Origin of the sequence: Streptomyces sp. NPDC006463, assembly GCF_042870715.1 — a bacterium.
Taxonomy (GTDB): Bacteria; Actinomycetota; Actinomycetes; order Streptomycetales; family Streptomycetaceae; genus Streptomyces.
The window spans coordinates 370,526-391,588 of the sequence record NZ_JBIAHP010000005.1 but is presented as its reverse complement, the minus strand read 5'-3'; the positions used below and the strand labels follow the sequence as shown (position 1 = coordinate 391,588).

Annotated in this window: 25 protein-coding genes; 16 read left to right on the top strand and 9 right to left on the bottom strand. The window is 70.6% G+C overall.

Translation table 11 applies throughout. The features are described 5' to 3' along the window. Positions 1-197: 197 nt before the first annotated feature. The 6 genes from ACFYOB_RS12850 to ACFYOB_RS12825 all read left to right on the top strand — a co-directional run bounded on the left by ACFYOB_RS12850 (position 198) and on the right by ACFYOB_RS12825 (position 4,667). Positions 198-353, top strand: coding sequence for a hypothetical protein (locus tag ACFYOB_RS12850; RefSeq protein WP_388558630.1), 156 nt, complete (start codon positions 198-200; stop codon positions 351-353). 46 nt (positions 354-399) lie between these two features. Then, positions 400-549, top strand: a complete 150-nt coding sequence (locus ACFYOB_RS12845) for a hypothetical protein (protein WP_388558627.1) — start codon at positions 400-402, stop codon at positions 547-549. A 336-nt stretch (positions 550-885) separates the two neighbouring features. After that, the gene (locus tag ACFYOB_RS12840; protein ID WP_388558624.1) at positions 886-1,593 is read left to right on the top strand and encodes an ABC transporter ATP-binding protein; all 708 of its coding nucleotides are present in this window, start codon (positions 886-888) and stop codon (positions 1,591-1,593) included. Beyond that, positions 1,590-2,312 (top strand): ABC transporter permease, encoded by a 723-nt coding sequence (locus ACFYOB_RS12835; RefSeq protein WP_388558621.1) that lies wholly within the window; start codon positions 1,590-1,592, stop codon positions 2,310-2,312. The genes ACFYOB_RS12840 and ACFYOB_RS12835 overlap by 4 nt, the downstream gene beginning before the upstream one ends. Position 2,313: 1 nt before the next feature. Further along, positions 2,314-3,981, top strand: coding sequence for a daptide biosynthesis intramembrane metalloprotease (gene mpaP / locus ACFYOB_RS12830; protein WP_388558618.1), 1,668 nt, complete (start codon positions 2,314-2,316; stop codon positions 3,979-3,981). A gap of 245 nt (positions 3,982-4,226) precedes the next feature. After that, positions 4,227-4,667 carry a hypothetical protein gene (locus ACFYOB_RS12825; RefSeq protein WP_388558615.1) on the top strand — a complete coding sequence of 147 codons (441 nt, stop codon included), beginning with the start codon at positions 4,227-4,229 and terminating at the stop codon, positions 4,665-4,667. A gap of 143 nt (positions 4,668-4,810) precedes the next feature. On the opposite strand, the gene ACFYOB_RS12820 is transcribed toward ACFYOB_RS12825, so the two are convergent. Further along, positions 4,811-5,482, bottom strand: coding sequence for a TetR/AcrR family transcriptional regulator (locus ACFYOB_RS12820; protein WP_388558612.1), 672 nt, complete (start codon positions 5,480-5,482; stop codon positions 4,811-4,813). 47 nt (positions 5,483-5,529) lie between these two features. On the opposite strand from ACFYOB_RS12820, the gene ACFYOB_RS12815 reads away from it, so the two are divergent. Next, the gene (locus ACFYOB_RS12815; RefSeq protein ID WP_388558609.1) at positions 5,530-7,161 is read left to right on the top strand and encodes an FAD-dependent monooxygenase; all 1,632 of its coding nucleotides are present in this window, start codon (positions 5,530-5,532) and stop codon (positions 7,159-7,161) included. Between the two features lie 336 nt (positions 7,162-7,497). Here ACFYOB_RS12815 and ACFYOB_RS12810 read toward each other — a convergent pair whose 3' ends face one another. Beyond that, complete coding sequence (locus tag ACFYOB_RS12810) at positions 7,498-8,385, bottom strand: LysR family transcriptional regulator (protein WP_388558605.1); 888 nt, start codon at positions 8,383-8,385, stop codon at positions 7,498-7,500. A 94-nt stretch (positions 8,386-8,479) separates the two neighbouring features. Between ACFYOB_RS12810 and ACFYOB_RS12805 the strand changes: the two genes are divergently transcribed. The 7 genes from ACFYOB_RS12805 (at position 8,480) to ACFYOB_RS12775 (ending at position 14,151) form a co-directional block, all read left to right on the top strand. Then, positions 8,480-8,632 carry a hypothetical protein gene (locus ACFYOB_RS12805; RefSeq protein ID WP_388558602.1) on the top strand — a complete coding sequence of 51 codons (153 nt, stop codon included), beginning with the start codon at positions 8,480-8,482 and terminating at the stop codon, positions 8,630-8,632. 2 nt (positions 8,633-8,634) lie between these two features. Beyond that, entirely contained in the window at positions 8,635-9,276 is a 642-nt protein-coding gene (locus ACFYOB_RS12800; protein ID WP_388558599.1) for a hemerythrin domain-containing protein, read from the top strand. 69 nt (positions 9,277-9,345) lie between these two features. Then, positions 9,346-10,356 (top strand): GNAT family N-acetyltransferase, encoded by a 1,011-nt coding sequence (locus ACFYOB_RS12795; RefSeq protein WP_388558596.1) that lies wholly within the window; start codon positions 9,346-9,348, stop codon positions 10,354-10,356. Between the two features lie 66 nt (positions 10,357-10,422). Continuing rightward, positions 10,423-10,950 (top strand): hypothetical protein, encoded by a 528-nt coding sequence (locus tag ACFYOB_RS12790; RefSeq protein ID WP_388558593.1) that lies wholly within the window; start codon positions 10,423-10,425, stop codon positions 10,948-10,950. Between the two features lie 2 nt (positions 10,951-10,952). Beyond that, the gene (locus tag ACFYOB_RS12785; protein ID WP_388558589.1) at positions 10,953-12,203 is read left to right on the top strand and encodes a glycosyltransferase; all 1,251 of its coding nucleotides are present in this window, start codon (positions 10,953-10,955) and stop codon (positions 12,201-12,203) included. A 146-nt stretch (positions 12,204-12,349) separates the two neighbouring features. Beyond that, positions 12,350-13,012, top strand: a complete 663-nt coding sequence (locus ACFYOB_RS12780; protein ID WP_388558586.1) for a response regulator — start codon at positions 12,350-12,352, stop codon at positions 13,010-13,012. Further along, positions 13,009-14,151, top strand: a complete 1,143-nt coding sequence (locus ACFYOB_RS12775) for a sensor histidine kinase (protein ID WP_388558583.1) — start codon at positions 13,009-13,011, stop codon at positions 14,149-14,151. Before ACFYOB_RS12780 ends, ACFYOB_RS12775 begins: the two co-directional genes overlap by 4 nt. A gap of 14 nt (positions 14,152-14,165) precedes the next feature. Here the strand turns inward: ACFYOB_RS12775 and ACFYOB_RS12770 are convergent, their stop codons facing one another. The 6 genes from ACFYOB_RS12770 to ACFYOB_RS12745 all read right to left on the bottom strand — a co-directional run bounded on the left by ACFYOB_RS12770 (position 14,166) and on the right by ACFYOB_RS12745 (position 18,103). Next, entirely contained in the window at positions 14,166-15,089 is a 924-nt protein-coding gene (locus ACFYOB_RS12770; protein WP_388558580.1) for a hypothetical protein, read from the bottom strand. Further along, on the bottom strand, positions 15,086-15,916 hold the full coding sequence (locus ACFYOB_RS12765; protein ID WP_388558578.1) for an ABC transporter ATP-binding protein: 831 nt from the start codon (positions 15,914-15,916) through the stop codon (positions 15,086-15,088). The genes ACFYOB_RS12770 and ACFYOB_RS12765 overlap by 4 nt, the downstream gene beginning before the upstream one ends. An 83-nt stretch (positions 15,917-15,999) precedes the next feature. Continuing rightward, positions 16,000-16,275 (bottom strand): hypothetical protein, encoded by a 276-nt coding sequence (locus tag ACFYOB_RS12760; protein ID WP_388558576.1) that lies wholly within the window; start codon positions 16,273-16,275, stop codon positions 16,000-16,002. Positions 16,276-16,340: 65 nt separating this feature from the next. Further along, entirely contained in the window at positions 16,341-16,766 is a 426-nt protein-coding gene (locus tag ACFYOB_RS12755; protein WP_388558573.1) for a hypothetical protein, read from the bottom strand. 68 nt (positions 16,767-16,834) lie between these two features. Further along, positions 16,835-17,251, bottom strand: a complete 417-nt coding sequence (locus ACFYOB_RS12750) for a response regulator transcription factor (RefSeq protein ID WP_388558570.1) — start codon at positions 17,249-17,251, stop codon at positions 16,835-16,837. 207 nt (positions 17,252-17,458) lie between these two features. Beyond that, positions 17,459-18,103, bottom strand: a complete 645-nt coding sequence (locus tag ACFYOB_RS12745; protein WP_388558568.1) for a TetR/AcrR family transcriptional regulator — start codon at positions 18,101-18,103, stop codon at positions 17,459-17,461. Between the two features lie 128 nt (positions 18,104-18,231). Here ACFYOB_RS12745 and ACFYOB_RS12740 point away from each other — a divergent pair, with 128 nt between their 5' ends. Both ACFYOB_RS12740 and ACFYOB_RS12735 read left to right on the top strand, forming a co-directional pair. Next, on the top strand, positions 18,232-19,170 hold the full coding sequence (locus ACFYOB_RS12740; RefSeq protein ID WP_388558565.1) for an alpha/beta fold hydrolase: 939 nt from the start codon (positions 18,232-18,234) through the stop codon (positions 19,168-19,170). A 228-nt stretch (positions 19,171-19,398) separates the two neighbouring features. Further along, positions 19,399-20,112 carry a hypothetical protein gene (locus ACFYOB_RS12735; protein WP_388558562.1) on the top strand — a complete coding sequence of 238 codons (714 nt, stop codon included), beginning with the start codon at positions 19,399-19,401 and terminating at the stop codon, positions 20,110-20,112. Here ACFYOB_RS12735 and ACFYOB_RS12730 read toward each other — a convergent pair. Beyond that, entirely contained in the window at positions 20,099-20,995 is an 897-nt protein-coding gene (locus tag ACFYOB_RS12730) for an RNA polymerase sigma-70 factor (RefSeq protein ID WP_388558559.1), read from the bottom strand. The genes ACFYOB_RS12735 and ACFYOB_RS12730 overlap by 14 nt on opposite strands. Positions 20,996-21,063: the final 68 nt, after the last annotated feature.

Sequence of the window (21,063 nt, the reverse complement as noted above, 5' to 3'; positions counted from 1 at the left end):
CGCCCCCGGCTTCATGGACGGCTTCGCCGCGGGCGTGGGCATCGCCGGTGGCATCGCCGGCGCCATCGCGCTGACCTGACCTGACCTCCCCGACCGGCATCACGCCGGCCTGGTCAGACCCGTTCCATCCCCGGTCCGGTCCCATCCGGCCGGACGGTTTCCGCCGGGCGTGAGCCCGCCGTTGAGAAGGAGTGACCATGCACGACGACATGGACCAGCAGCCGACCACCGCGGCTTGCGCCGACTTCGCCGTGGAGCACGTGGAGGAGCTTTCCGCCCCCGGCTTCATGGACGGCTTCGCCGCGGGCGTGGGCATCGCCGGTGGCATCGCCGGCGCCATCGCGCTGACCTGACCTGACCTCCCCGACCAGCATCACACCACTGAGAAAGAGAAGACACATGAACCACGAGTCCGTCGAAGTACCGCAGGAGTCCGCTGACTTCGCCGTAGAGGAGCTCGACTCGCTCGACGCCCCCAGCTGGAACGACGTCGTCCAGGTGACCACGGCCGGCGGCGCCGCGTTCGTCATCGGTCTGAGCATCACCTGACCGGCGAATACGGCGGGGCCGGGAGCGAGGAAGACCTCGCTCCCGGCCCCGGCCGGGTCGCTTCAAAGGCCACGGAGATCCCCTCGTAGACTCCACGAGAAGTTCAGTGTCTTCTCGACTTTTGGATTGTTCAATGAATAGCCGTAATTCTTATGTCCTCTTGTTCGCCGCCGCACTGCTGGCCACAGCATCAATGGCCGGAGGCAGCGACGGAGCCCTGCGCATTGGCCTGTACGTGCTGGCCGCTGTAGAAATCGCAGCCATCTGGGCCCTCCTGGCGCGCAGGAGCTAACCCCTCCCCTTTCCCCTGTCCTGAAAGTCAACAGCGTGGATCCAATGATTGTTTGCAGAGACCTGGCCAAGGACTATGGCACGGGCAGAGTCGTGGACGGGGTGTCCTTCCACGTGCCGGCCGGCTCGGTCACAGCCCTGCTGGGACGCAATGGCTCAGGCAAAACGACCACTCTCAGAATGCTGTTGGGACTCACCACCCCCACGGCAGGAACCGCGCTGGTCGACGGGGTCCCCTACCGGGAACTTGTTTCACCGGCTCGGGTCGTCGGCGCTGCCATCACCGACGTACCCGGGCACCCCGCGCTTTCCGTCCGCGCCCAACTGCGCCTGGTCGCCAGGTCCCTGGGCATGCCGGGGACGGCCGTGGACGAAGTGCTCGACACCGTGGGCCTCGCCGACGCGCGCAACAAGAAGATCGGCGCCCTGTCGCTGGGCATGCGCCAGCGGCTCTCCCTGGGGTGCGCGCTCGTCGGGTCCCCACGCGTACTCGTCCTCGACGAACCCGCCAACGGACTCGACCCGGACGGCATCCGCTGGCTGCGGTCCTTCCTGCGGTCCTTCGCGGACGACGGCGGCGCGGTTCTCGTATCGAGTCACAGCCTCGACGAGATCGAACGGACCGCTGACAACGCCGTGGTCCTCAACCGCAGCGTCCGCTACTCGGGCACGATCAGCAGCCTGGTGGCGGGAGAACACCGGGAGTCCCTGGAAGAAGCATTCCACAGCGTTCTCGACCGGGAGGCAGCGTGAGCAACGAACTGGCCGCCGAATTCCGTAAACTGTGGGCCGGGCGCGGCCTCCTGTACACCGTGGGCATCGGCCTCGGCCTCATCGTCATGGCCGGAGTCGGGACGCTGCAGACCGTAGCCGATCAGGGCAAGACCGGAGCCGAGGCCGCCGAGGCCATCGTCCGCCAAGGGTTCGCCGGCCTGCTCTTCGCCACGATCGCCGGCTCCCTCCTGGTGACCAACGAGTACCGCCACCGCACGTGGACCCGCACCTACCTCACCACACCGCGCCGCGATCGGGTCCTTGCCGCAAAGGCCCTGGTCGCCCTCCTGGCGGGCATCCCCGTCGGGCTGCTGTCGGTACTGGCCAGCACCCTGGTGGCCGTGTTCGGTGGACACACCCCCACCTACTCGGCCGACATGGTCCGCCTCACCGTGATGATCGTGGCCATCAGCGCGCTCGCCGGACCGTGGGGGGTGGCACTGGGATATCTGATACGGAACCAGGTGGCCACCGTCATGGCCGTCGTCGCCTACACCACCGGCATCGAAGCCGTCTTGATCGTCGTGGCGCCCTCGTTCGGACGCTTCCTGCCCGGAGGTGCCCAACTGTCCCTGCTGCACGATCCCGAACTGACCATGCCGCTGCAGGCATGGGCCGCCGCGGCCATGCTGCTCGGCTACATCCTGGTGGCGCTCACCGGTGCGCTCCGGCGGGAGAAGACAGCGGAGGCGCACTGAGATGGCCGTCAAAGCACCTGAGCGCGAGATCCCGGGCCGTCCCCAGCTGAGACCGGACCTCGAATTCCTCCCCCCGGAGGAAGGCGGGCGTGCCTGGACGGTCGCGGACGAGCAGCAGCGACGCTTCACCCGGCTGGGCGGCAGCGCAACCGAGCTGCTGCGCAGCCTGGACGGGACCCGGGACGTGCAGCAGGTGCGGCGCGACCTGGGAACGGTCATCGACGAGCGGCAATTCGATCTGGTGATACGCAAGTTCACCGACCTCGGCTTGCTCGTCGGCACCGACTCCCCGCCCGCCACGCAGAGCAGATTCCGGTTCCAGCCGCCCGCTTCCCTCCAGTTCACCGTCCTGGACCGGCCCGCACTCCTGTCTCCGGGGCGCCTGTTGCCCCGCCTCATGGCGAACCGGGCTACGGCAGCGGGCTGCTTCCTGGCGATACTGGCCGGGCTCGTATCGGTCAGCCTCGGTACCACCGAGGCTGCCAAGGCTGCCTGGCAGCCCGTGCCCTGGCACTACTGGCTGATCGCCGTGGTGGCCGTCATCGCCGTCAACGGCGTCCATGAGTTCGCGCACGGAGCCGTGCTGGCGCGGTTCGGCGGCCGCCCCCACCGCATCGGGGCCATGCTGTTCTACGGCGCGCCGGCGATGTTCTGCGACGTGACCGACCTGTGGCGGCTGAGAAGCCGCCGACAGCGTGTCCTGGTCGCCCTGGCAGGAGTGATCTGCCAGCTGGCCGCCGCCGGCCTGTTCGCGGTCGGCTCGGCGATCTGGGGCGGCGAACCCGGACGTGTCCTGGGACTGTGTGCGCTCATGACCGCATTCACCGGGATTCTCAACCTGCTGCCCTTCATCCGGCTCGATGGATACATCGCGCTCATGGCATGGACGAACATCCCCAACCTGCGCGACAAGAGCATGGCGGACTGCCGATCCGTCATCAGCTGGCTGCTCTTCGGCGGGCCGCATCCCAGGCGGCAACTCGCCGACGGATGGGCTGTGTTCGGCGCAGTGTGCATGATCTACCCCTGGGTGCTCATCGCCAACCTCCTTGTCGTCGCCCGGGCCACGCTGCTCGGATACGGGCCGATGGGAGCCCTCACCTGGCTGTCCCTGCTGGCCTTCGTCGCCGGATGGGTGCTGCACCGCCTCATACGGATGTACGGTTCCGCCAACGCGCACACCCCCCTGCGAGCCCTGGCCACCCTAGGACTGCTCGCTGCCGGAGCCATCGCCCTGGCGCAGTCACAGCCCTACACGGAGAAGGCCTACGGCGCGTACGTGACTTCGGGGAGCCGCACCGACGTCATGTTCCCCGACGCACCCGGCGTGCTCCAGCCGGTCGGGGGCGGATCCGTCCAGCTCATGGCAGGAGGCATCCTCGGCAACCGGCTGGTGGGATCGGCCACCACGGGCTCGGGCGGCGGCCGAGGCAAGGCGGACCTGGAACTCTTCCTGCCGCTCGAAGGAGTTCCAGGCATGCTGGACGTCCGCACCTACCGCCTCGACTCCGTCACTCTGCGGGGAGGTGCACCGGCCCGCGGCGTCGCGGTGGCCCCGGCAGGAGACACGACGTGGCTGGGGCACATCACCAGGACGGCGATCGGCGACCCCTGCCACATGATTTCCCCATGGTTCCGCCAGGCCGCTTCTTTCGGATCAGGCCGGTAGGGCCCGCGTCGTCCGGTGCCGTGCATCTCGCCGGCCACCAACGGGAGGCGCCCCCGGGCGGAGGGGCGCCCCTGTACCGGACCGACTCGGGCACCCCGACGACGCCGCGTCCCGTCCCAACCTGGCGGCCGGCCCCGTGGCGTACGGCGCCTTGCCGGGCGATGTCGGGCGGGCGGCGACGGTTTCACAGGTGAGCCCAGCACCACACGACACCGCAAGAATTGCGAAACCCCTGGAGACTCGCGGTGAGTAATTCCCAAGGGCCCAAGATTCGCGTCCTTGTCGCAGACGCGGACCAGGTCTTCCGAGAGACGCTGACCGCGATACTCGGCCTCGAGGACGACCTGCAGATCGTGGGCACCGCGGCGCTTGCCGGCCAGGCCCTTTCGGCGACACTGTCCTTGCGGCCGGACGTGGCCGTCCTGGCATCCCCGCTCCGCGGCCTGGCCACCTTGCCCTTGACGATCGCCTTGCGGCATCAGCTGCCCACCTGCGCGGTGGTGGTCATCGCAACCCACCCCGGCGAGTCACTCAACGAGCTTCTTTCCAAAGGGGTCCGCGCCGTCCTGCGCAAGGAGGCACAAGGCCAAGAAGTCGCCGCCTGCATTCGAGCTGTTCACGGTGGTGGCCGCTACGTGGATCCGGAATCCATCACTGAAGCCATCCGTCACCGAAACCGGACGTGACGTCCGTACGCCTGCCGATTTGCGAAGGCCGATGCGAAGGCCCAGGTCAGCGTCCTGGGCCTTCGTCCGTTGTCCGGACCGCCCCGGCGCGGGCGGGATCGAGCGGGGGCTTCGGCGAGCGGCACCGGGGACGGGGCAGGCCGTCAGCGCGCCGAGGGGAGTGCACGCTCCAGTGCGTCGAACGCACCGTGCACACGCGAGCGGTGATCGTCGGCCACATCGTCCGCGCGCTCGCCCGCGAGCAGGCGTTGGGCCGTGGTGACGTAGACGGCTCGATACGCGGCGACGGTCAGCGCTGCCGCGAGGCGGGAGTCGGGGCCGTCGCCCCCGGGGGTGGTCTCGGCCATCGCGTCCGCCAGCGCGTTCTCCACCTCCTCGACGCCTTCGCGCGCCCGCGCCCGCAGGGTGGACGAGTCCAGCACGATGCGCCAGAAGTACGGGAAGTCGTCGCTCACCGCCGCCAGTGGATGGCGCTGGTCCAGGAGTTGGAGCAGCAGAGCGCGCAGAGCGGCCAGTGGAGACTCGCCGACCGGACGGTTTCGCACCGCAGCGGTGAAGAGCTCGACCGCTTCGGGGATCCGGTCGAGGAAGAGGTCTTCCTTGCGGGGGAAGTGGTTGAAGACCGTCATCGTGGAGACATGAGCGGCCTTGGCCACCTCCGCCACGGTCACCTCGTCGAAGCCGCGCGCCGCGAACAGCATCGTCGCCTCGTCCGAGATCCGCTGCCGCGTCTCGCGCTTCTTGCGCTCGCGCAATGTCAACGCCTGGTCGGCCGCACGCTCTCCGGAGCCGCGCCTCTCACTTCCTTGGGTCACGAAAACACTATAGCGACTCTAAAGTTTTAGTGACTATAGTCAACGCTATGAACTCGGACTTTGACGTAGCGGTGGCCGGAGCCGGCCCGGTCGGACTGATGCTGGCCTGCGAGCTCCGGCTCGGTGGCGCGAGCGTGGTGGTCGTCGAGCGGCGCACGGAAGTGGATCAGACCATCAAGGCGGGGGCGATCAACACACCGACCGCCGAGGCCTTCTACCGGCGCGGCATGCTGCCCGCACTGGCCGAGGTGCAGCAGCGCTCCGTCGAGCGGTTCCAGGCGTTCGTACGCGAACGACAGGGGACGCAGGCGAACGGACAGCCTCCTCACACGCCCGCCAAGTTCATCGGGCACTTCGGCGGAATCATGCTGCGCGGGGAGTTGCTGGACGCGACCGACCCGGACTTCATGAACGCCGGTCCCGCCGGAGAAGTCAGCCTCGTACCGCAGCAGGAGGTCGAGCGGGTGCTCACCGAGCGCGCCCTCCAGCTCGGTGTCGAGGTGCGCAGCGGCACGGAGTTGACGGGGTTCGACGAGGAAGACGGCGGGATCGAGATCCGTACGGCCCGGGTGGCCGACGGGACGGGCGAGGCCATACGCGTCGGCTGGCTCGTGGGCTGCGACGGCGGCCGCAGCACCGTCCGCAAGCTCGCCGGGTTCGCCTTCCCCGGTACGGATCCGCAGATCACCGGTCACCAGGCGCTCGTCGAGATGACCGGGGCCGAAGCCCTCCGCCCCGGCTGGCATCACACGGACGCCGGGACGTACGTGCACGGGCCGATGCCCGGACGCATCCTCACGGTCGAGTTCGACGGGCCGCCGGCCGACCGGGAAGCACCGGTCACCGCAGAGGAGTTGCAGGCGAGTCTGCGGCGCGTCTCCGGGGCGGAGGTCACGATCACCGGGGTGCGCACCGCCACCCGCTTCACCGACAACGCGCGCCAGGTGCCCGACTACCGCGCGGGCCGGGTCCTCCTGGCGGGCGACGCCGCTCACGTCCACTCCCCGTTCGGCGGCCAGGGGCTCAACCTCGGCATCGGGGACGCGATGAACCTCGGGTGGAAACTTGCCGCAGTCGTCCGCGGTCGGGCACCGGAGGAGCTGCTGGACACGTACACGGCCGAACGGCATCCGATCGGGGCATGGGTGCTCGAATGGACCCGGGCGCAGATCGCGTTGATGCGGCCGCAGCCGCAGGCCCGGGCCCTGCGCGACGTCGTCGCCGAGCTGACCGAGTCCGTCGCCGGCACCACGTACTTCGCCAAGAAGATCTCCGGCGTCTCGCACCGGTACGACCTGCCCGGCAGCCATCCACTGGTCGGCCGCAGCGCCCCGGACCTCGAACTCACCGACGGGACGCGCCTCGGGGACCTGCTCCACGACGGGCGGGCACTGCTGCTCGATCTCGCCGACGACGCGGGACTCAGGGCGGACGCCGAGGGGTACGGCGACCGGGTCCGACTCGTCACCACCGACTGCCCCGGCGGACCGGCGCCGGCCGGGCTGCTCGTACGCCCGGACGGAATCGTTGCCTGGGCAGCCGACGCTGGGGACGTGGGGGACACGGGGGACGCGTCCGGCACGTGGGATACGGAGGACAGGCTCGCCGGCGCCCTGTCGCGGTGGTTCGGAGCGCCAGGCCCTGCTGCGCGGATGAGCGAATCGGCCGCGGCCTGTTGATGCCGGGAATCGGGTAGTGGCCGGCCCGGGTCGCACGATCGCCGGCTCGAAGCCGGTCACAGGGCCGGCGAGGCGGTCAACCCGTTCACGAGTCGGGCGAATTCGGTGCGTTGCCGATCGGTCAGCGTGGCGTAGAGAGGTGCCTGGAGCTCGTCGGTGAGTCGCTGCCTCATCGAGGACTTCACCAGCCGCCCGGGCCCCGTCCCCGGGGGGGTGGAACGGGAGCGCGACCGGAGTCGTGTCGGCCTCGGACGGCGGCCTGGGATCGTGTCCTTGCCCTTCAGAGCGGTGAGCACCGGTTAACAAGGGGGCACGGCCCGACCCTCTCGGTTGCCGTCAGAATCGGATGACGCCGAGGTCTCGCACCGTGTCGGCCAGAGCGCGGATGAGGTCGTTCTCGGCTTCGGTCCGCCAGACCAGGGCGAAGCGCAAGGTCCCCATCTCGGGGATGGGCAACCACCGGATGTGGGACATGCCCCAGTACCTGGTGACATGGCTGGGGAAGGTGTGGATGATCTCGCCCATGCCGACCATGCTGATCAGCTCGTCGCTGTTGTCCGCCACCGATATGCGCTCGATCGGTCGGCCTCGTGGGGTGTGGAAGGGCAGGTAACTGTCCTCCCAGTAGTCCGGCAGGTCGAGGGCAGTGGCGTGCGGAAACTCGGCGAGCAGCTCCAACGGCACGGAGTCCCTTTGCGCGAACCGGTGGTCGTCGGACACGGCAAGGATCCGGGAGTCGGTGCACAAGGTCGGACCGACGGTGAAGTCCGGCTCTTCCACCGGCAGCCAGGCGACAAGGACGTCCATGGCGCCGGAACGGAGCAGGCCGAACACGTCGTTGAAGGTTGCCAGGCGGATCTGGAGTTCCCATTGCGGGTACCGCGAGCGGAACGTCTTCCAGTAGGGGTGCAGATCGACGAGGTTGAAGGGCATCAGGCTGACGCGGAGCTGTGCGGTGATGCCACGGGCGGCCAGCCGGGCGCGCTCCAGGGAGTCGTGCAGGCCCGCGTAGACCGGTCGCAGATCGTCGCGGAACTGTCGGCCGACCTCGGTCAGGCACACCGTGCGGCTGGTGCGGGTGAACAGCTCGGCACCGATGCGCCGCTCCTGCTTCTTGATGGCCTGGCTGACGCGCGCCTGGGAGACGTGCAGCCGCTGTGCGGTACGGCCGAAATGCAGCTCCTCGGCCAGCACCAGGAAGATCTCGATGTCCCGCAGCTCCACCGGCTCCCCAGCCCCCCGTAGATAACCCTGCGGTTATCGAACCGCGCGGAAGTTTACATTGATCATTGTTGCGGCCCGCAAGAAGGTTGAGGGCATGCAAGCACGCACGAAGAACCCTGCGCTCGTACTGCCGGACTCGATGACGGGCACCGGCAACCTCTTCCTGGAGGAGCGTCTGTCCCCGCACTTAGCCGAGCGGCCTGTCGATGCCGTGGTCCGGGCGCCGACCGGCACGTCCCGGCCCTGACCATGAGTGACCGTATCGACCCGACCGCGATGTACGCGATGCACGACGCCCTGCGCCGGGAACTGGCCCATCTGGACCGAGTTAGCACCCGGGGGGACAGTGACGCGCGGCACGTACTGGCCACCGCCGCCGGATGGCAGCTGTTCAAAAAGGCTCTACGCGCCCACCACGCGGCCGAAGACGAAGCGCTGTTGCCGGCGCTGCGCCGAAGTCTGGCCGGCAACCCGGAGGTGCTCGCTCTTCTGGAGGTGATGGAGGCCGAACACGCCGCTCTCGACACGGTGATCGACGCCATCGACGCGGCGCTGGCCGACCCGCAGGTGGATCCGCTGCGGTTGGGCGACCTGACCGACGCGCTGACCACCGGTCTGGCCGGGCACCTCAGACACGAGGAGGAAACGGTTCTGCCGCTGCTCCAGGGCGCGTTGACTGCCGAGCAGTGGGACCATTTCGGCCAGGTCCACGCCCAGCGGCTCGGCCCGGACGGGGCCGTGCTGTTGCCGTGGCTGCTGGACGGCGCCGACGAACCGACGGTGGAGAAACTCCTCGCTCCGCTGCCCGCACCCACCCGCGCCGCCTGCACCGACCAGTGGGTGCCGACGTACACCGCCCTGAACCGCTGGGCTCCAGGCACTGCGTTCTGACGCACTGCCACCGACTGCCGCGACCCGCAGACCGTAAGTACAACCAACTCGACCGCAGGAGACATCGCCTTGTCCGAGCACGTCCACCTCACTCCGCTGGACCGCATTTCGATCAACGACGCCGCCGCGTGGCACCAGGTCGTCGCCGCCTCGATGGCCCACGACCTGCCGGGCGTACCGCCTCCCGACCCCGGGCAGATCCATGCCCAGCTCACCAATCCGACGCTGGACAGCCATCGGCTGACCTGGCTGGCCACCGGGGCGGACGGCGTCCCGGTCGGCATCGCGGGCCTGCGCCTGTTCGCCTCCCCGGGGAGAGATCACCTGGCCGAGATGGAACTCCACGTCGACCCCGCGCACCGGCGCCGGGGAGCCGGCTCCCGCCTGCTGTCGGCGGTCGTGGCGGCCTGCCGCACCGAGAACCGGCGCAGCCTGGTCGTCACGGCTCCCGCCGAAAGCCCGGGCGAAGCCTTCTGCGACCGGTGGAACTTCCGCCGAGCACTGGCCCTGGACCACCTGATCCTGCGCCTGGACCAGATGGACGAGACGGACGCGGACAGGATGCGCCGGCTCGCCGATGCCGAGCACCCCGGCTACCGGGTGACCGGCTGGACCGGGACGGTCCCCGACGACCTCGCCGCCGCCTTCGCGACGGCCAAGAACGCGATGAACGACATGCCCGTCGGAGACCTGGACTACGGCAGCGTGGACTGGGACGCCGACCGCGTACGGGCCATGGCCAAGGTGATCGCCGACCGCGGGGACACGCTGCTGACCGTCGCCGCCGTCCACGACGACGGAGCCATGGCGGGCTACACCGAGATCCTGGTCCCCCGGGGAACGCCGACCCGGGTGCAGCAGTACGACACCGCGGTCGTACCCGCGCACCGCGGCCTGGGTCTGGGGCTGTGGCTCAAGGCGGCCATGGTGCGCCGGCTGCGCGCCGAACACCCCGGCGTCGTCGAGATCGAGACCGACAACGCCGAGGACAACGTCCACATGCTCGCAGTCAACCGGGAGTTGGGCTTCCGCTCCTACCGGCGCACCTGCGAGTTCCAGCTCGACGTGCCCACGACCTGATCCGTACCCGTACCCGTGCCCGTGCCCGTACCCCCGCCGCCATCCGTCCCGAAGATGCGAGAGCCCGTGCGCAAGCTGATCTATTACATCGCCGCCACCCTCGACGGCTACATCGCCGGTCCCGACGACCAGTACGACTTCTTCCCCTTCGGCGGCGAGGAATCCGCCGCGATCCTGGCGGACTTCCCCGAGACCATGCCCACGCCCGCACGTGAGCCGCTGGGCATCGCCGACCGGGCCGCCCGGCGGTTCGACACGGTCATCATGGGAAGCGCGACCTACGCCCCGGGCCTGAAACTGGGGTGGACCAGCCCGTACGACATCTGGCTGTGTGGCGGGCGGCAAGCTGGCGGCGGCCCTGCGCGACGAGATCGACGAATTGATCATCAAGCGGCACCCCATCGTCATCGGGTCCGGCATCCCCCTGTTCGATGGTCCCTTCACCCCGACGAGCTTCGTCCCGGGCACCACGCGAACCTTCGACTCCGGCTTCACCATCACCACCTTCTCGAAGGTGCCGCCCTCGGCGGCCGAGGGGAGCTGAGGGACCTGCGGTTCGGCCACGTTCAGACACTACGGAAACGAGAGTTGTGAAAATGCGTGTGTTGCTGATGGCCTACGGGTCGCGCGGAGACATCGAGCCGATGGCAGGACTCGGGGTGCAGCTGCGGGCGCTCGGCGCGGAGGTGCGGGTGTGTGCGCCGCCGGACTTCGTGGACTTCCTCGACGGTGTCGGCCTGCCCCTGGCGCCCATCGGCGAGTCGCTGCGTGCGACGGTCACGGCGGCGGTGACGGGGACGGCGCCGCCGCCGTCGGCGACGACCCTGCCCCAGCGTGCGGCCGCACTGTTCGGCTCGACGTACGACGTGGTCGCCGCAGTGGCCGAGGGCTGTGACGCGGTGGTGGCGACCGGCTCGCTCCCGGCCGCGGCCGCCGCGCGGGCGGCGGCCGAGAAACTGGGCATCCCCTACACGTTCGTCGCCTACTTCCCGACCTACCTGCCGTCGCCGCACCACCCGCCGCTCGCATGGCCGGGCCGGCCGCTCCCGCCGGAGGTGACCGACAACCGGGTGCTGTGGGACCTGAACACCGAGAGCCTCAACGAGCTGTTCGGCGAGGCGATCAACTCTCACCGGGCACCGCTCGGCCTGCCGCTGGTGGACAACGTCCGCGACCACGTCCTCACCGAACGGCCGTGGCTGGCGACGGACCCGGCCCTGAGCCCGTGGCTGGAGCCTGCGGACCTCGACGTGGTGCAGACCGGCGCGTGGATCCGGCCGGACGAACGCCGGCTGCCGACCGCGCTGGAGGAGTTCCTGGACGCCGGCACACCGCCGGTGTACGTGGGCTTCGGCAGCATTCCCGTGCGTGACGCGGAGGGCGTCGCCCGGGCGGCCATCGAGGCGATTCGCGCGCAGGGCCGCCGCGTACTCATCGGGCGCGGCTGGGCCGGCCTGGGTCTGATCGACGACCAGGACGACTGCTTCACCGTCGGCGAGGTCAACCAGCAGGCGCTGTTCCGCCGGGTGGCCGTCGTCGTACACCACGGCGGCGCGGGCACGACGACGACGGCCGCCCGGGCCGGCACGCCCCAGGTGGTGGTCCCCCAGATGGCGGACCAGCCGTACTGGGCCGGCCGGGTGGCCGACCTTGGCATCGGTGCGGCACACGACGGCCCGACCCCGACCTTCGAGTCCCTGTCGGTCGCGCTCAAGACGGCCCTGGCCCCCGAGACCCGCGTACGGGCGACCGCCGTGGCCGACACGGTCCGCACGGACGGGGCGACGGTGGCCGCGAAGCTGCTGCTCGACGCCACCGGCCGAGACGGGCGGCCCGTGTCCGCGTGAACCACGCGGGGATGGCATGCCCCGCATCACGTGGCGACCGGCCCGGGGACCAGGGGCGGCGGCTGGATCCCGCCCCTGACGACCGCCCGCGCCAGACCGACGTTGTTATGGTCGACGGGATGGGCCGGCCAAAGGGGGATGGTTCAGTGATCCGGGTCCTGATCGTCGACGACGAACGGCTGCTGCGCACCTGTATGCAGCAGATCTTGGAGTCTGAACCGGACATCCAGGTGCCCGCGACCTGTGACGGTCCCGAAGCCGTTTCGGCCGTCGCGCTCCACCGCCCCGACGTGGTGCTGCTCGACCTGCGGATGCCGGGCACCGACGGCCTGACGGTGCTGGAGGCCCTGCGGGCCGGGCAGGCGCCGCCCGCCGTCGCTGTGCTGACCACCTTTTCCGGCGAGGAAGACGTCGCACGTGCGCTGAGTGCCGGAGCCTCGGGGTTCCTGCTCAAGGACACCGCGCCCGACGAACTCATCCACTCGGTGCGGCTGATCGCGGCCGGGGGGACCGTGCTGTCGGCGCCGGTCGCGCGGTCCGTCGTACAGGGCTACCTCGCGCAGGGCTCGGCGAGTCCCGGGCACGTACTGCCGGACTCCCTGACGGCACGCGAGCGTGAGGTCCTGGCGTTGCTCGCGGACGGTCTGGCCAATGCCGAGATCGGGCGACGGCTGGGGCTGAGCTCGGCCACGGCGAAGGACCACGTCAGTGCGATCCTCGGCAAGCTCGGGCTGGAGAACCGGGTCCAGGCCGCCGTCTTCGCCCACCGGGCCGGACTGGCCCGGACGGATCCCCGGACGGCCGCGTGAGGTTTCCGCCGGTCGCGCAGACGGCCGTCGTCCTCGCGGTCTCGGGCGCGGAAGTGGTCACGGTGTGGGGCGAGAGCAGTCCGCCGGACCTGGCGCTGTACGGCTTCACCCTCGCCGCGGTCGCGGTCTGCACCCGTTATCCGGTCCCGGCGCTGCTGGCCACGCTGCCCGTCGCGTACACCGGCTACCTCGTGCTCGCGCCCCTGTTCGCGATGTACCAGGTGGCGGTCGCGGCGCGGTCCCGAGCGGTGACACTGGCCTGCGCCGGTCTCCTCTTCCTGGCCACCCTTGCCTACTGGCACCCGGCGGAGCTTCCGGAGGAGTGGACGCCCGAGTACGGCCTGATGGGGCTGGTCTCCGCTCTGCTGGCCAGCGCGGGCCCCACCGCACTGGGTTCGCTCGCGCGGGCGAGGCAGGAACTGTCCCAGCACATCAACGGGCTCGTCGCGGCGCAGGAACGCGAACGGGTGCTCCATGCGCGTACCGCGGCGGCCGAGGAACGGGCCCGGCTGGCCCGGGACATGCACGACTCGGTCTCGTACCACGTCAGCCTCATCGTGGTGCGGGCCGGGGCGCTGGAGCGGACCGCCGGCGAACGGGATAGCCGGGAGGCGGCCGCGTCGATCCGGCAGCTGGGCGCTGCGACGATGACCGAACTGCGGCGCGTGGTGGGCCTGCTGAAGGACGGCCCGGGCGGCGACGGGCCGGAGCTGCGGCAGGTGCCCGCGCTGATCGAGGAAAGCGGTCTGGACGTCTCGGCGGACCTGGAGGACGCACTGGCGCGCCCGTGGCCCGCGGCCGTGCAGGAGGCGGCGTTCCGGATCGTGCAAGAGGCGCTGACCAACGTACGCAAGCACGCGTCCGGGGCGGCCACGGCGGTGCTGGCCGCCCCCTCGCCGGGGCCCGGCCCGGAGGGCCTGCTCGTCGAGATCCGCAGCCGGGTGCCGACGCGCGCCGCCCGGCCGCAGCCGAAGCCGACGCCGTTGAAGGGCGGGGGGCACGGGCTGACCGGGCTGCGCGAGCGGGCCCAGGCCCTCGGCGGCAGCCTGGAGGCCGGCCCTACGCCGGACGGCGGCTTCCTGGTCCGCGCGTACCTGCCCGCCCCGGTGCTCGCAACGGAGCCGGAGCGGCTCCGGTAGGGCGGCGGGAAACCCTAGAGGGCGTCCCGCCTCCGGTAGGCCCAGGCGCCGGCGGCAGCCAGGACCAGGGTGAACAGGACGTACACCAGCAGACCGGTTCCGGGGCCGAGGTCGCTGCCGAGCATCGCCTGCGCGAAGGCGGCGTCCCCGGCGTCCGGCGCGTGGTCCGGGGCCCCCGACATGGCGGCCCGCGCAGCCGCGAAGGGCAGCCATCCGCCGAGCCCGTCGACGCCGAGGAGCCGACCGAGGAGCAGGCCTGTCAGCCGCTCGGCGATCAGCGGCCACACCACGAGGACCAGTACGGTTCCCGCCCGGTTGCGCACGATCGCCGCCACCGAGCCGGCCACCGCAGGCCAGCAGGCCAGTACCAGCACGAAGCGCAGCAGCGCGGGCAGCGCCTGCCCCCAAGCGGGCTGGGGCAGCCCGGACGCGGCGAGGGCCACTGCCCCGGCAGCCCCGGCGAGCAGCGCGGACGCGGCGGCGACGGCGGCGGCCGACGCCGCCGCGACGCCGAGCTTCGCGGCGAACGCCGTCCCCCGGGAGGCGGCGGTCAGCCATGTCGTACGAGCCGCTCCGCGCGCGAGGTCGGTGCTGACGGAGCCGGTGCCGAGCGCGATGAGCAGCAGGGCCAGCATCGGTACCTGGGTGGCGGCCGGAGACCATTGCAAGGCGTCGGCGACGGCCGCGGGCGTGGGGGCCGCGTTCGCGTCGGCCACCAGCAGCAGGCTCACCCCGTTGCCGATGGCCAGGAGGGCCACCACGGAAAGCAGGATCCAGGTGGAGCGCAGGCCGTACAGGTGGTGCCATTCGTAGGCGGCGGCCCGGCGCAGGGCGGTGGCGGCAGACGGCGTCTGCGGCCGGGGGCGCGCTGGGACGGCGTGCGCCGCCATCTCCGTCTGCGTCTGCGTCTCTGGAGGGTCCGTCATCGGGGTGCTCATCGGATGTGGAACTCCTCGTGCGCGACGGAGAGGTAGAAGTCCTCCAGGGAAGGCGGTCGTTCGTCCAGCCAGCTGAGTGCCAGCGAATCGGCAGCCGCCAGTGCCCCGACCTGGAAGCGGTCCAGTCCGCTGATCGCGACCATGTCTCCCTCGATCGGCCGCGTCGTGCCGCCTGCCTTCGATACGAGCTCCGTCAGCCGATCGGGGTGCGGACTCTGCGCGGTGACGGTCCCGGTCCGGGCGGCGATCTCCCGCACCGTGGTCTGCGCGACCACCCGCCCCCGTGCGAGAACGATCACCCCGTCGGCGAGCTGCTCCATCTCCCCCAGGAGGTGGCTGGAGACGAGGATGGCCCGTCCCTCCGCGGCGAGGCCGCGCAGGAACGTACGCAACCAGCGCAGGGAGTGTGGATCGAGGCCGTTCCCCGGTTCGTCGAGGATGAGCACGGGCGGATCTCCGAGCATCGCTTGGGCGATGCCGACCCGCTGGGCCATGCCCAGGGAGAGGGCCCCCAGCCGCAGCGCGGCGGCCTCCCGCAAGCCGACCAGGTCGAGGACCTCGTCGACCCGTTGCCCCGGCAGACCCATCCCGGCGGCGACCATCCCCAGGTGAGTGCGGACCCGGTGGCGGGGGTGGCCGGCGACGCCACCGAGAACGGCCCCGACCACATGGCCCGGGGAGCTCCAGGACGAAAGGGGCCGGCCGAGGAAGAGGCTCTGTCCCTCGCCCCTGAGCAGGCCGAGCACGATCCGGATGGCGGTGCTCTTTCCGGCTCCATTGGCTCCCAGAAATCCGGTCACAGAGCCGGGGGGAACGCGCAACGACACATCGTGCAAAACGGTTTTCGAGCCGAACGCGCGGCTCAGGGAATACGCGGTCAGACCACTTTCGGAGAGGGGTCCCGAGGAATTCACCAGGGCCACCCGTGGATGTTCCAGGCGATCAGGCCGATGACGGCTGCGCCGACGACGCAGCTCGCGCCGCCCCAGCTCGGGCTCTTCCGGGAAAGGCCGCAATAGAGCAAACCGCCGAGGGTCAGAAGTATCCCTGCCCCGTAAAGCAGCCATCCGGCGGTCCGTCCGGTGTCTCCCAGGAAGAAGAAGACCGGGAAGGTGAGGGCGAGCAGAACCATGGGTGCCGCGAAGAATGAGTCCACCGGAGTGGATCCGGACTTTCGTGTGGTCATGCCGCGCCTTCCGTTCGTCGAAGAGGGGCCGCCCCCTGAGGGTGCCCAGGGGGCGGCCCGGAGTTTTAGCCGATCCAGTTCAGCAGCTGCTCGAACACCCAGGTCTGGGTGCCGCCGCTGAGCGCCCACCAGGCGGCGCGGACGGTCCAGTGCTGGTCACCCATCCAATTGTTGAACGCGGCCCGGCCTTCCTTGGCCTTGGCGACGGCCTTCGAGAACAGGCCGCCCGTCCGCTTGAGCAGCTCCATGAAAGCCTTGCCCTTGCCGCTCGCGGCGGCTTCCTGCACAGCGGCCACGTCGGCTGCGCTGGCGGCCGGCGCCTGCGCGCTGCCGCCGAGCTGCCCGGCGGCGGTCACCGCGCCGGAGGGCGAGTGGGAGGCAACGGAGACGACCGGGGTGGCGGTCTGGGCGGCGCTGGCAACAGGAGCCGCGACACCGATCGCAAGGGCCGCGACGATCGAAGCGGCGGCTATGCGGGCTGACTTCGTCATGCTGTTCTCTCTTTCAGCGACACGATCACTTGACGAAGACAACTTTCGCCACCCCAAAGCGCTTGCCTCTACTGGCTCTTAGGGAGGTTCAGGATTCCGTGGACCTCGGCATGACGGAGTATCGACAAGGCCGTCGCATCGCCGCGCGAGCGCAATTCGAGCTTCGCGATGATGCTGGACACATGGGCCTTGACGGTGCGTTCGGCGATTCCCATCCGCCTGGCCAGCAGGCGGTTGCTTTCGCCCAGCCCGATCACGTGCAGCACTTCCAACTCGCGGCGGGTGAGCCGGGAAATGTCGGGAGCAGCAACGTTCATGACGTGCGATGCCCCCAAGTCGCAGTCGTGGAAGGGATCGAGCACGTCGTGGGAGGTACAGGGACCAGAACTGCGGGCAGCCTCGAGCATCAGGAATCCCCCGATTCGTTCGTGTACAAGACGCTGGTGCAGCCCTCTCGTGGTCAGCGGGAGGACCTTGTTGGCCATGCTCCCATCGCGCCGATCATGAAATGTCATCCATGGGAAGGACCGCCGATCCGGCGTTGCCGCCGTCCGGTGGGGTCCTGCCCCCGCCGAACGGCGGGGGGCTCGCCCGGCTGATCGCGGGTACGGCGGGTCTGCCGGCCCTCGGGCAACCGCCGACCGGCCGGAAGGCCGGGAGCCGCGGCGCGAGTTCGTAGAGCGGGGCCCAGGTCAGCGAGCCGGGTCTGCTTCGTCGTCCGGGTCCCCGCTCTCGGCAGTGGCGAAGATCCGGTCCAGGTGGTGATGGAGTACCGCGATGGCCGACTCGGGGCCGCGCTGGCCCACGAGGATGCTGGTGCCCATGGTCGCGGTCATCGCGAGCAGGCTGATCGCCTCCGTGCGCGCGTCGATGCCGGGATCGGCCAGGCCTGACGCCTGGGCCCGTTCGAGCAGGCCGGTCAGGGCGTTCTCGGCGGCGTCGGGGTTGTCGATGAAGGGCTGGGCGGCCAGCGCCTCGTCGGTCACGGACAGGATCGAGTAGGAGCTGTAGAGGAGGTGGAAGGTGCGGCTCTCCTCATCCGTCGGGAGGGACGCCAGCAGCAGCGCCTCGATGGTCGCGCGGGGGCCCGGGTTCGGACCGGCGGCACCGAGGCGGGCGCCCACCCGCGCGGTGAAGCGGTCGGTCAGGTGCTGGAGCCCGTAGAAGAGCAGCTTCTCCTTGGTCTCGAAGTAGTACTGCACCAGCCGGAGTGACACGCCGGCCTCGGCGGCCACGTCCCGCATGCCGACGGCGTGCAGCCCGCGCCGTCCGGCGACACGGATGAGCGCCTCGGCGATCTGGGCGCGCCGTTCCTCGTGGTCCACGCGCTTTGGCATGTGCCGGTCTCTCCGCACGTCGGTGGTGGGTTCGCGGTCCGGCTCACGCCGGACCTCTTTATGGTACCGCCGTACCATCATCATGGTACGCTCGTATCACGAAGAACGGATCCTTCCGGAGGTGCCCCGTGCCCGAGAACACGACCCGTGTGCGCCGCGACATCGGCCGCTACGTGAACGACGAACTGCGCGACCGCTACTTCGCCGCATGCGACGCGCTCTACGCGATGGGTGCGCCCGCCCGCTCCGAGACGGACGTGGAGACCAGCTTCGGCACCACGCACGTGTACCGGTACGGGCCCACGGACCCGGCGGCCGAGTCCCGTACGCCGGTCGTCCTGATCCACGGTTCCGGCGGCTGCTCCGCCCAGTGGTACCCCAACACCCGCGCACTCAGCGCCGAACGCCCCGTCTACGCCCTCGACACCCCCGGAGACCCCGGCCGCAGCGTGCATCGCGAGCCCATGTGGCAGCCCGAGCGTGCCGCCCAGTGGATGGACGAGACGCTCGACGCGCTCGGGCTGGACCGGGTCCACCTCGTCGGCTCCTCCTACGGAGGCTGGCTGGTCATCAACCAGGTGCACCTGCGGCCCGGCCGGCTCGCCTCGGTCACCGCCCTCGACCCGGGCGGCCTGGAAAAGGTGGGCCTGCGCTTCTTCGTCTGGATCTTCGCCAGCCTCTTCGCCACCTTCGCCCCCAAGGCACTGCGCCCGCGCCTCGCCTCCTGGCTCGAACAGCCGGTCCTCGTCGTCCCGGAACTGCGCAGGTTTGTCCAGGCCGGGGTGAGGGCCTTCCGGATCCGCCGCCCCGCCCCGCTGCCGCTGTCCGACGAAGAGCTGGGCTCCATCCGGACGCCGTTCTACCTGATCATGGGCAAGCGCAGCCTGCTCGTACACCCCAAGCGCCAGCTGGAACGGGTGCCGCGCCTGATACCCGGCGCCCGCGCCGAGATCGTCGCCGCGACGGGACACGGCCCGCAGATCGACCACCCCGACCTGGTCAACGCCCGGATGCTCAGCTTCATGGAAGACGTCGACTCCCTCGACCCGGCCGCGGTCGACGCGTAGGACCTACACCTGGGTGTGAATTCGCCCTGCCGGAGCAGCGGTTGGCGCTCCGCCCGCGCTCGCGTACCGCGGCGCGGGGGTCACCGGGATGCCCATGCCCGCTGCGACGCCCTCGCGCCGCGCCGATCCTGGTGGCATGACGCCCAGCCGGCCACAGGTCATCGTGCACGCACCCGACGGCCGGGGGCTGCGCGAGGTCGGCGTCGCCGGGCAGATCGTGGGCCGGGCGTGGTCCCCGCGGGACTCCGCCGGGTGCTGCGGCGGGCCGGGGTGCCCGCGGACATCGACCTCGGCCATCCGGGGCAGGTCCGGTGGCGGGCCGACCCTGGCCTGTGGCCGGACCGTCCCTGGCGCAGGCGCGCCCAAGGCGGCTTCATGATGCTCGGGCTCCTGGTGTCCGCCGCCGTGCTCTTCCGGGTGGGGCTCTCGGACGCCCTGAGGGCACTGACCTTCGCCGGCCGGGTCATGGAGGTGGTGTTCCTCGCCGGGGCGCTGGTGGAGACGGTCGCGGCGGCAGCGGTCGTCGACCACTGGGGCAAGCGGGCCACCCGGTACTCGGGGCAGTGCGTGCTGCTGGGCGTCGTCATCGTGACCGTCACGAGCCTGATGTTCCTGATCCTGCAGTGGGAGGGGGGATATCGCGCCGGGCTGTTCTGGCTCTGGACCGCCCTGGTGGCGTGGTCCGCCTGGGCGCTGTGGGAAGTGGGCCGGCAGAGGGTCTGGCGGGGGATTCCGCACCCCAGGAGCTTCGCGACCGGAGTCGCCCTGTCGGCTCTCATCGGTTCCGCGAGCGTGGCGTACTCCGCCATGTACACCCCGTACGTCGCCCCGCCCAGAGTCCCGTTCATGGAGTTCAGTGGGCGACCACCGGCCCGGGACGCCCACGGCTGGGCACCGGCTTCCCGAAGGACCCCTGCCCGCCGGGATTTCAGCGCAGGGTGAGCGGGATCCCGGACTGGACGTGGGAGAGCTTCTCCGGGTTGCGGACGTAGTAGAGGCCGGTGATGCGGGCGTCCTCGACGCGGACCGCCATGATGCCGTCCAGCTCCCCGTCCAGGTGTACGACCAGTGCCGGGCTGCCGTTGACGACGGTGATGCCGACGGCGATCGGGAGCTGGTTCTTGCCCAGCCCGCCGACCATGAAGCGGGACACCTTGTCGGAGCCGACGATCGGCCGCACCGCGGCCTGCTTGATGCCTCCGCCGTCGCTCATCAGGACGACCTCGGGCGCGAGGACATCGAGCAGGCCCTGCAGGTCCCCGCCGTCGAGGGCGCGCCGGAACGACTCCAGGGCCGCCCGGGTCTCGCTCTGGGAGACCACCTCGCGCGGGCGGCGGGCATCGACGTGCCGGCGGGCGCGGTGGGCGATCTGGCGGACTGCCGCGGGGCTCTTGTCGACGGCGGCCGCGATCTCGTCGTAGCCGACGTCGAAGACCTCGCGCAGCACGAACACGGCCCGCTCGGTCGGAGACAGCGTTTCCAGGACGAGCATGACCGCCATCGACACGCTCTCGGCGAGCTCGGCGTCCTGGGCCACGTCCGGCGCGGTGAGCAGCGGCTCCGGCAGCCACGGGCCGACGTACGACTCCTTCCGGCGCGACATGGTGCGCAGCCGGTTGAGCGCCTGCCGGGTCGTGATCCGGACCAGGTAGGCGCGCTGGTCGCGCACCTGCTCCAGGTCGACCTGGACCCACCGCAGCCAGGTCTCCTGGAGGACGTCCTCGGCGTCGGCGGCCGAGCCGAGCATCTCGTAGGCGACGGTGAAGAGCAGATTGCGGTGGGCGACGAACGTCTCGGTCGCCGGGTCGGTGGCGTGGTCGCTCATATCGCGAACCCCCTTCCTCGCGGCCGGTCCTGGCGGCCGACGACGGCCGATCGTGCATCCACGGTTGG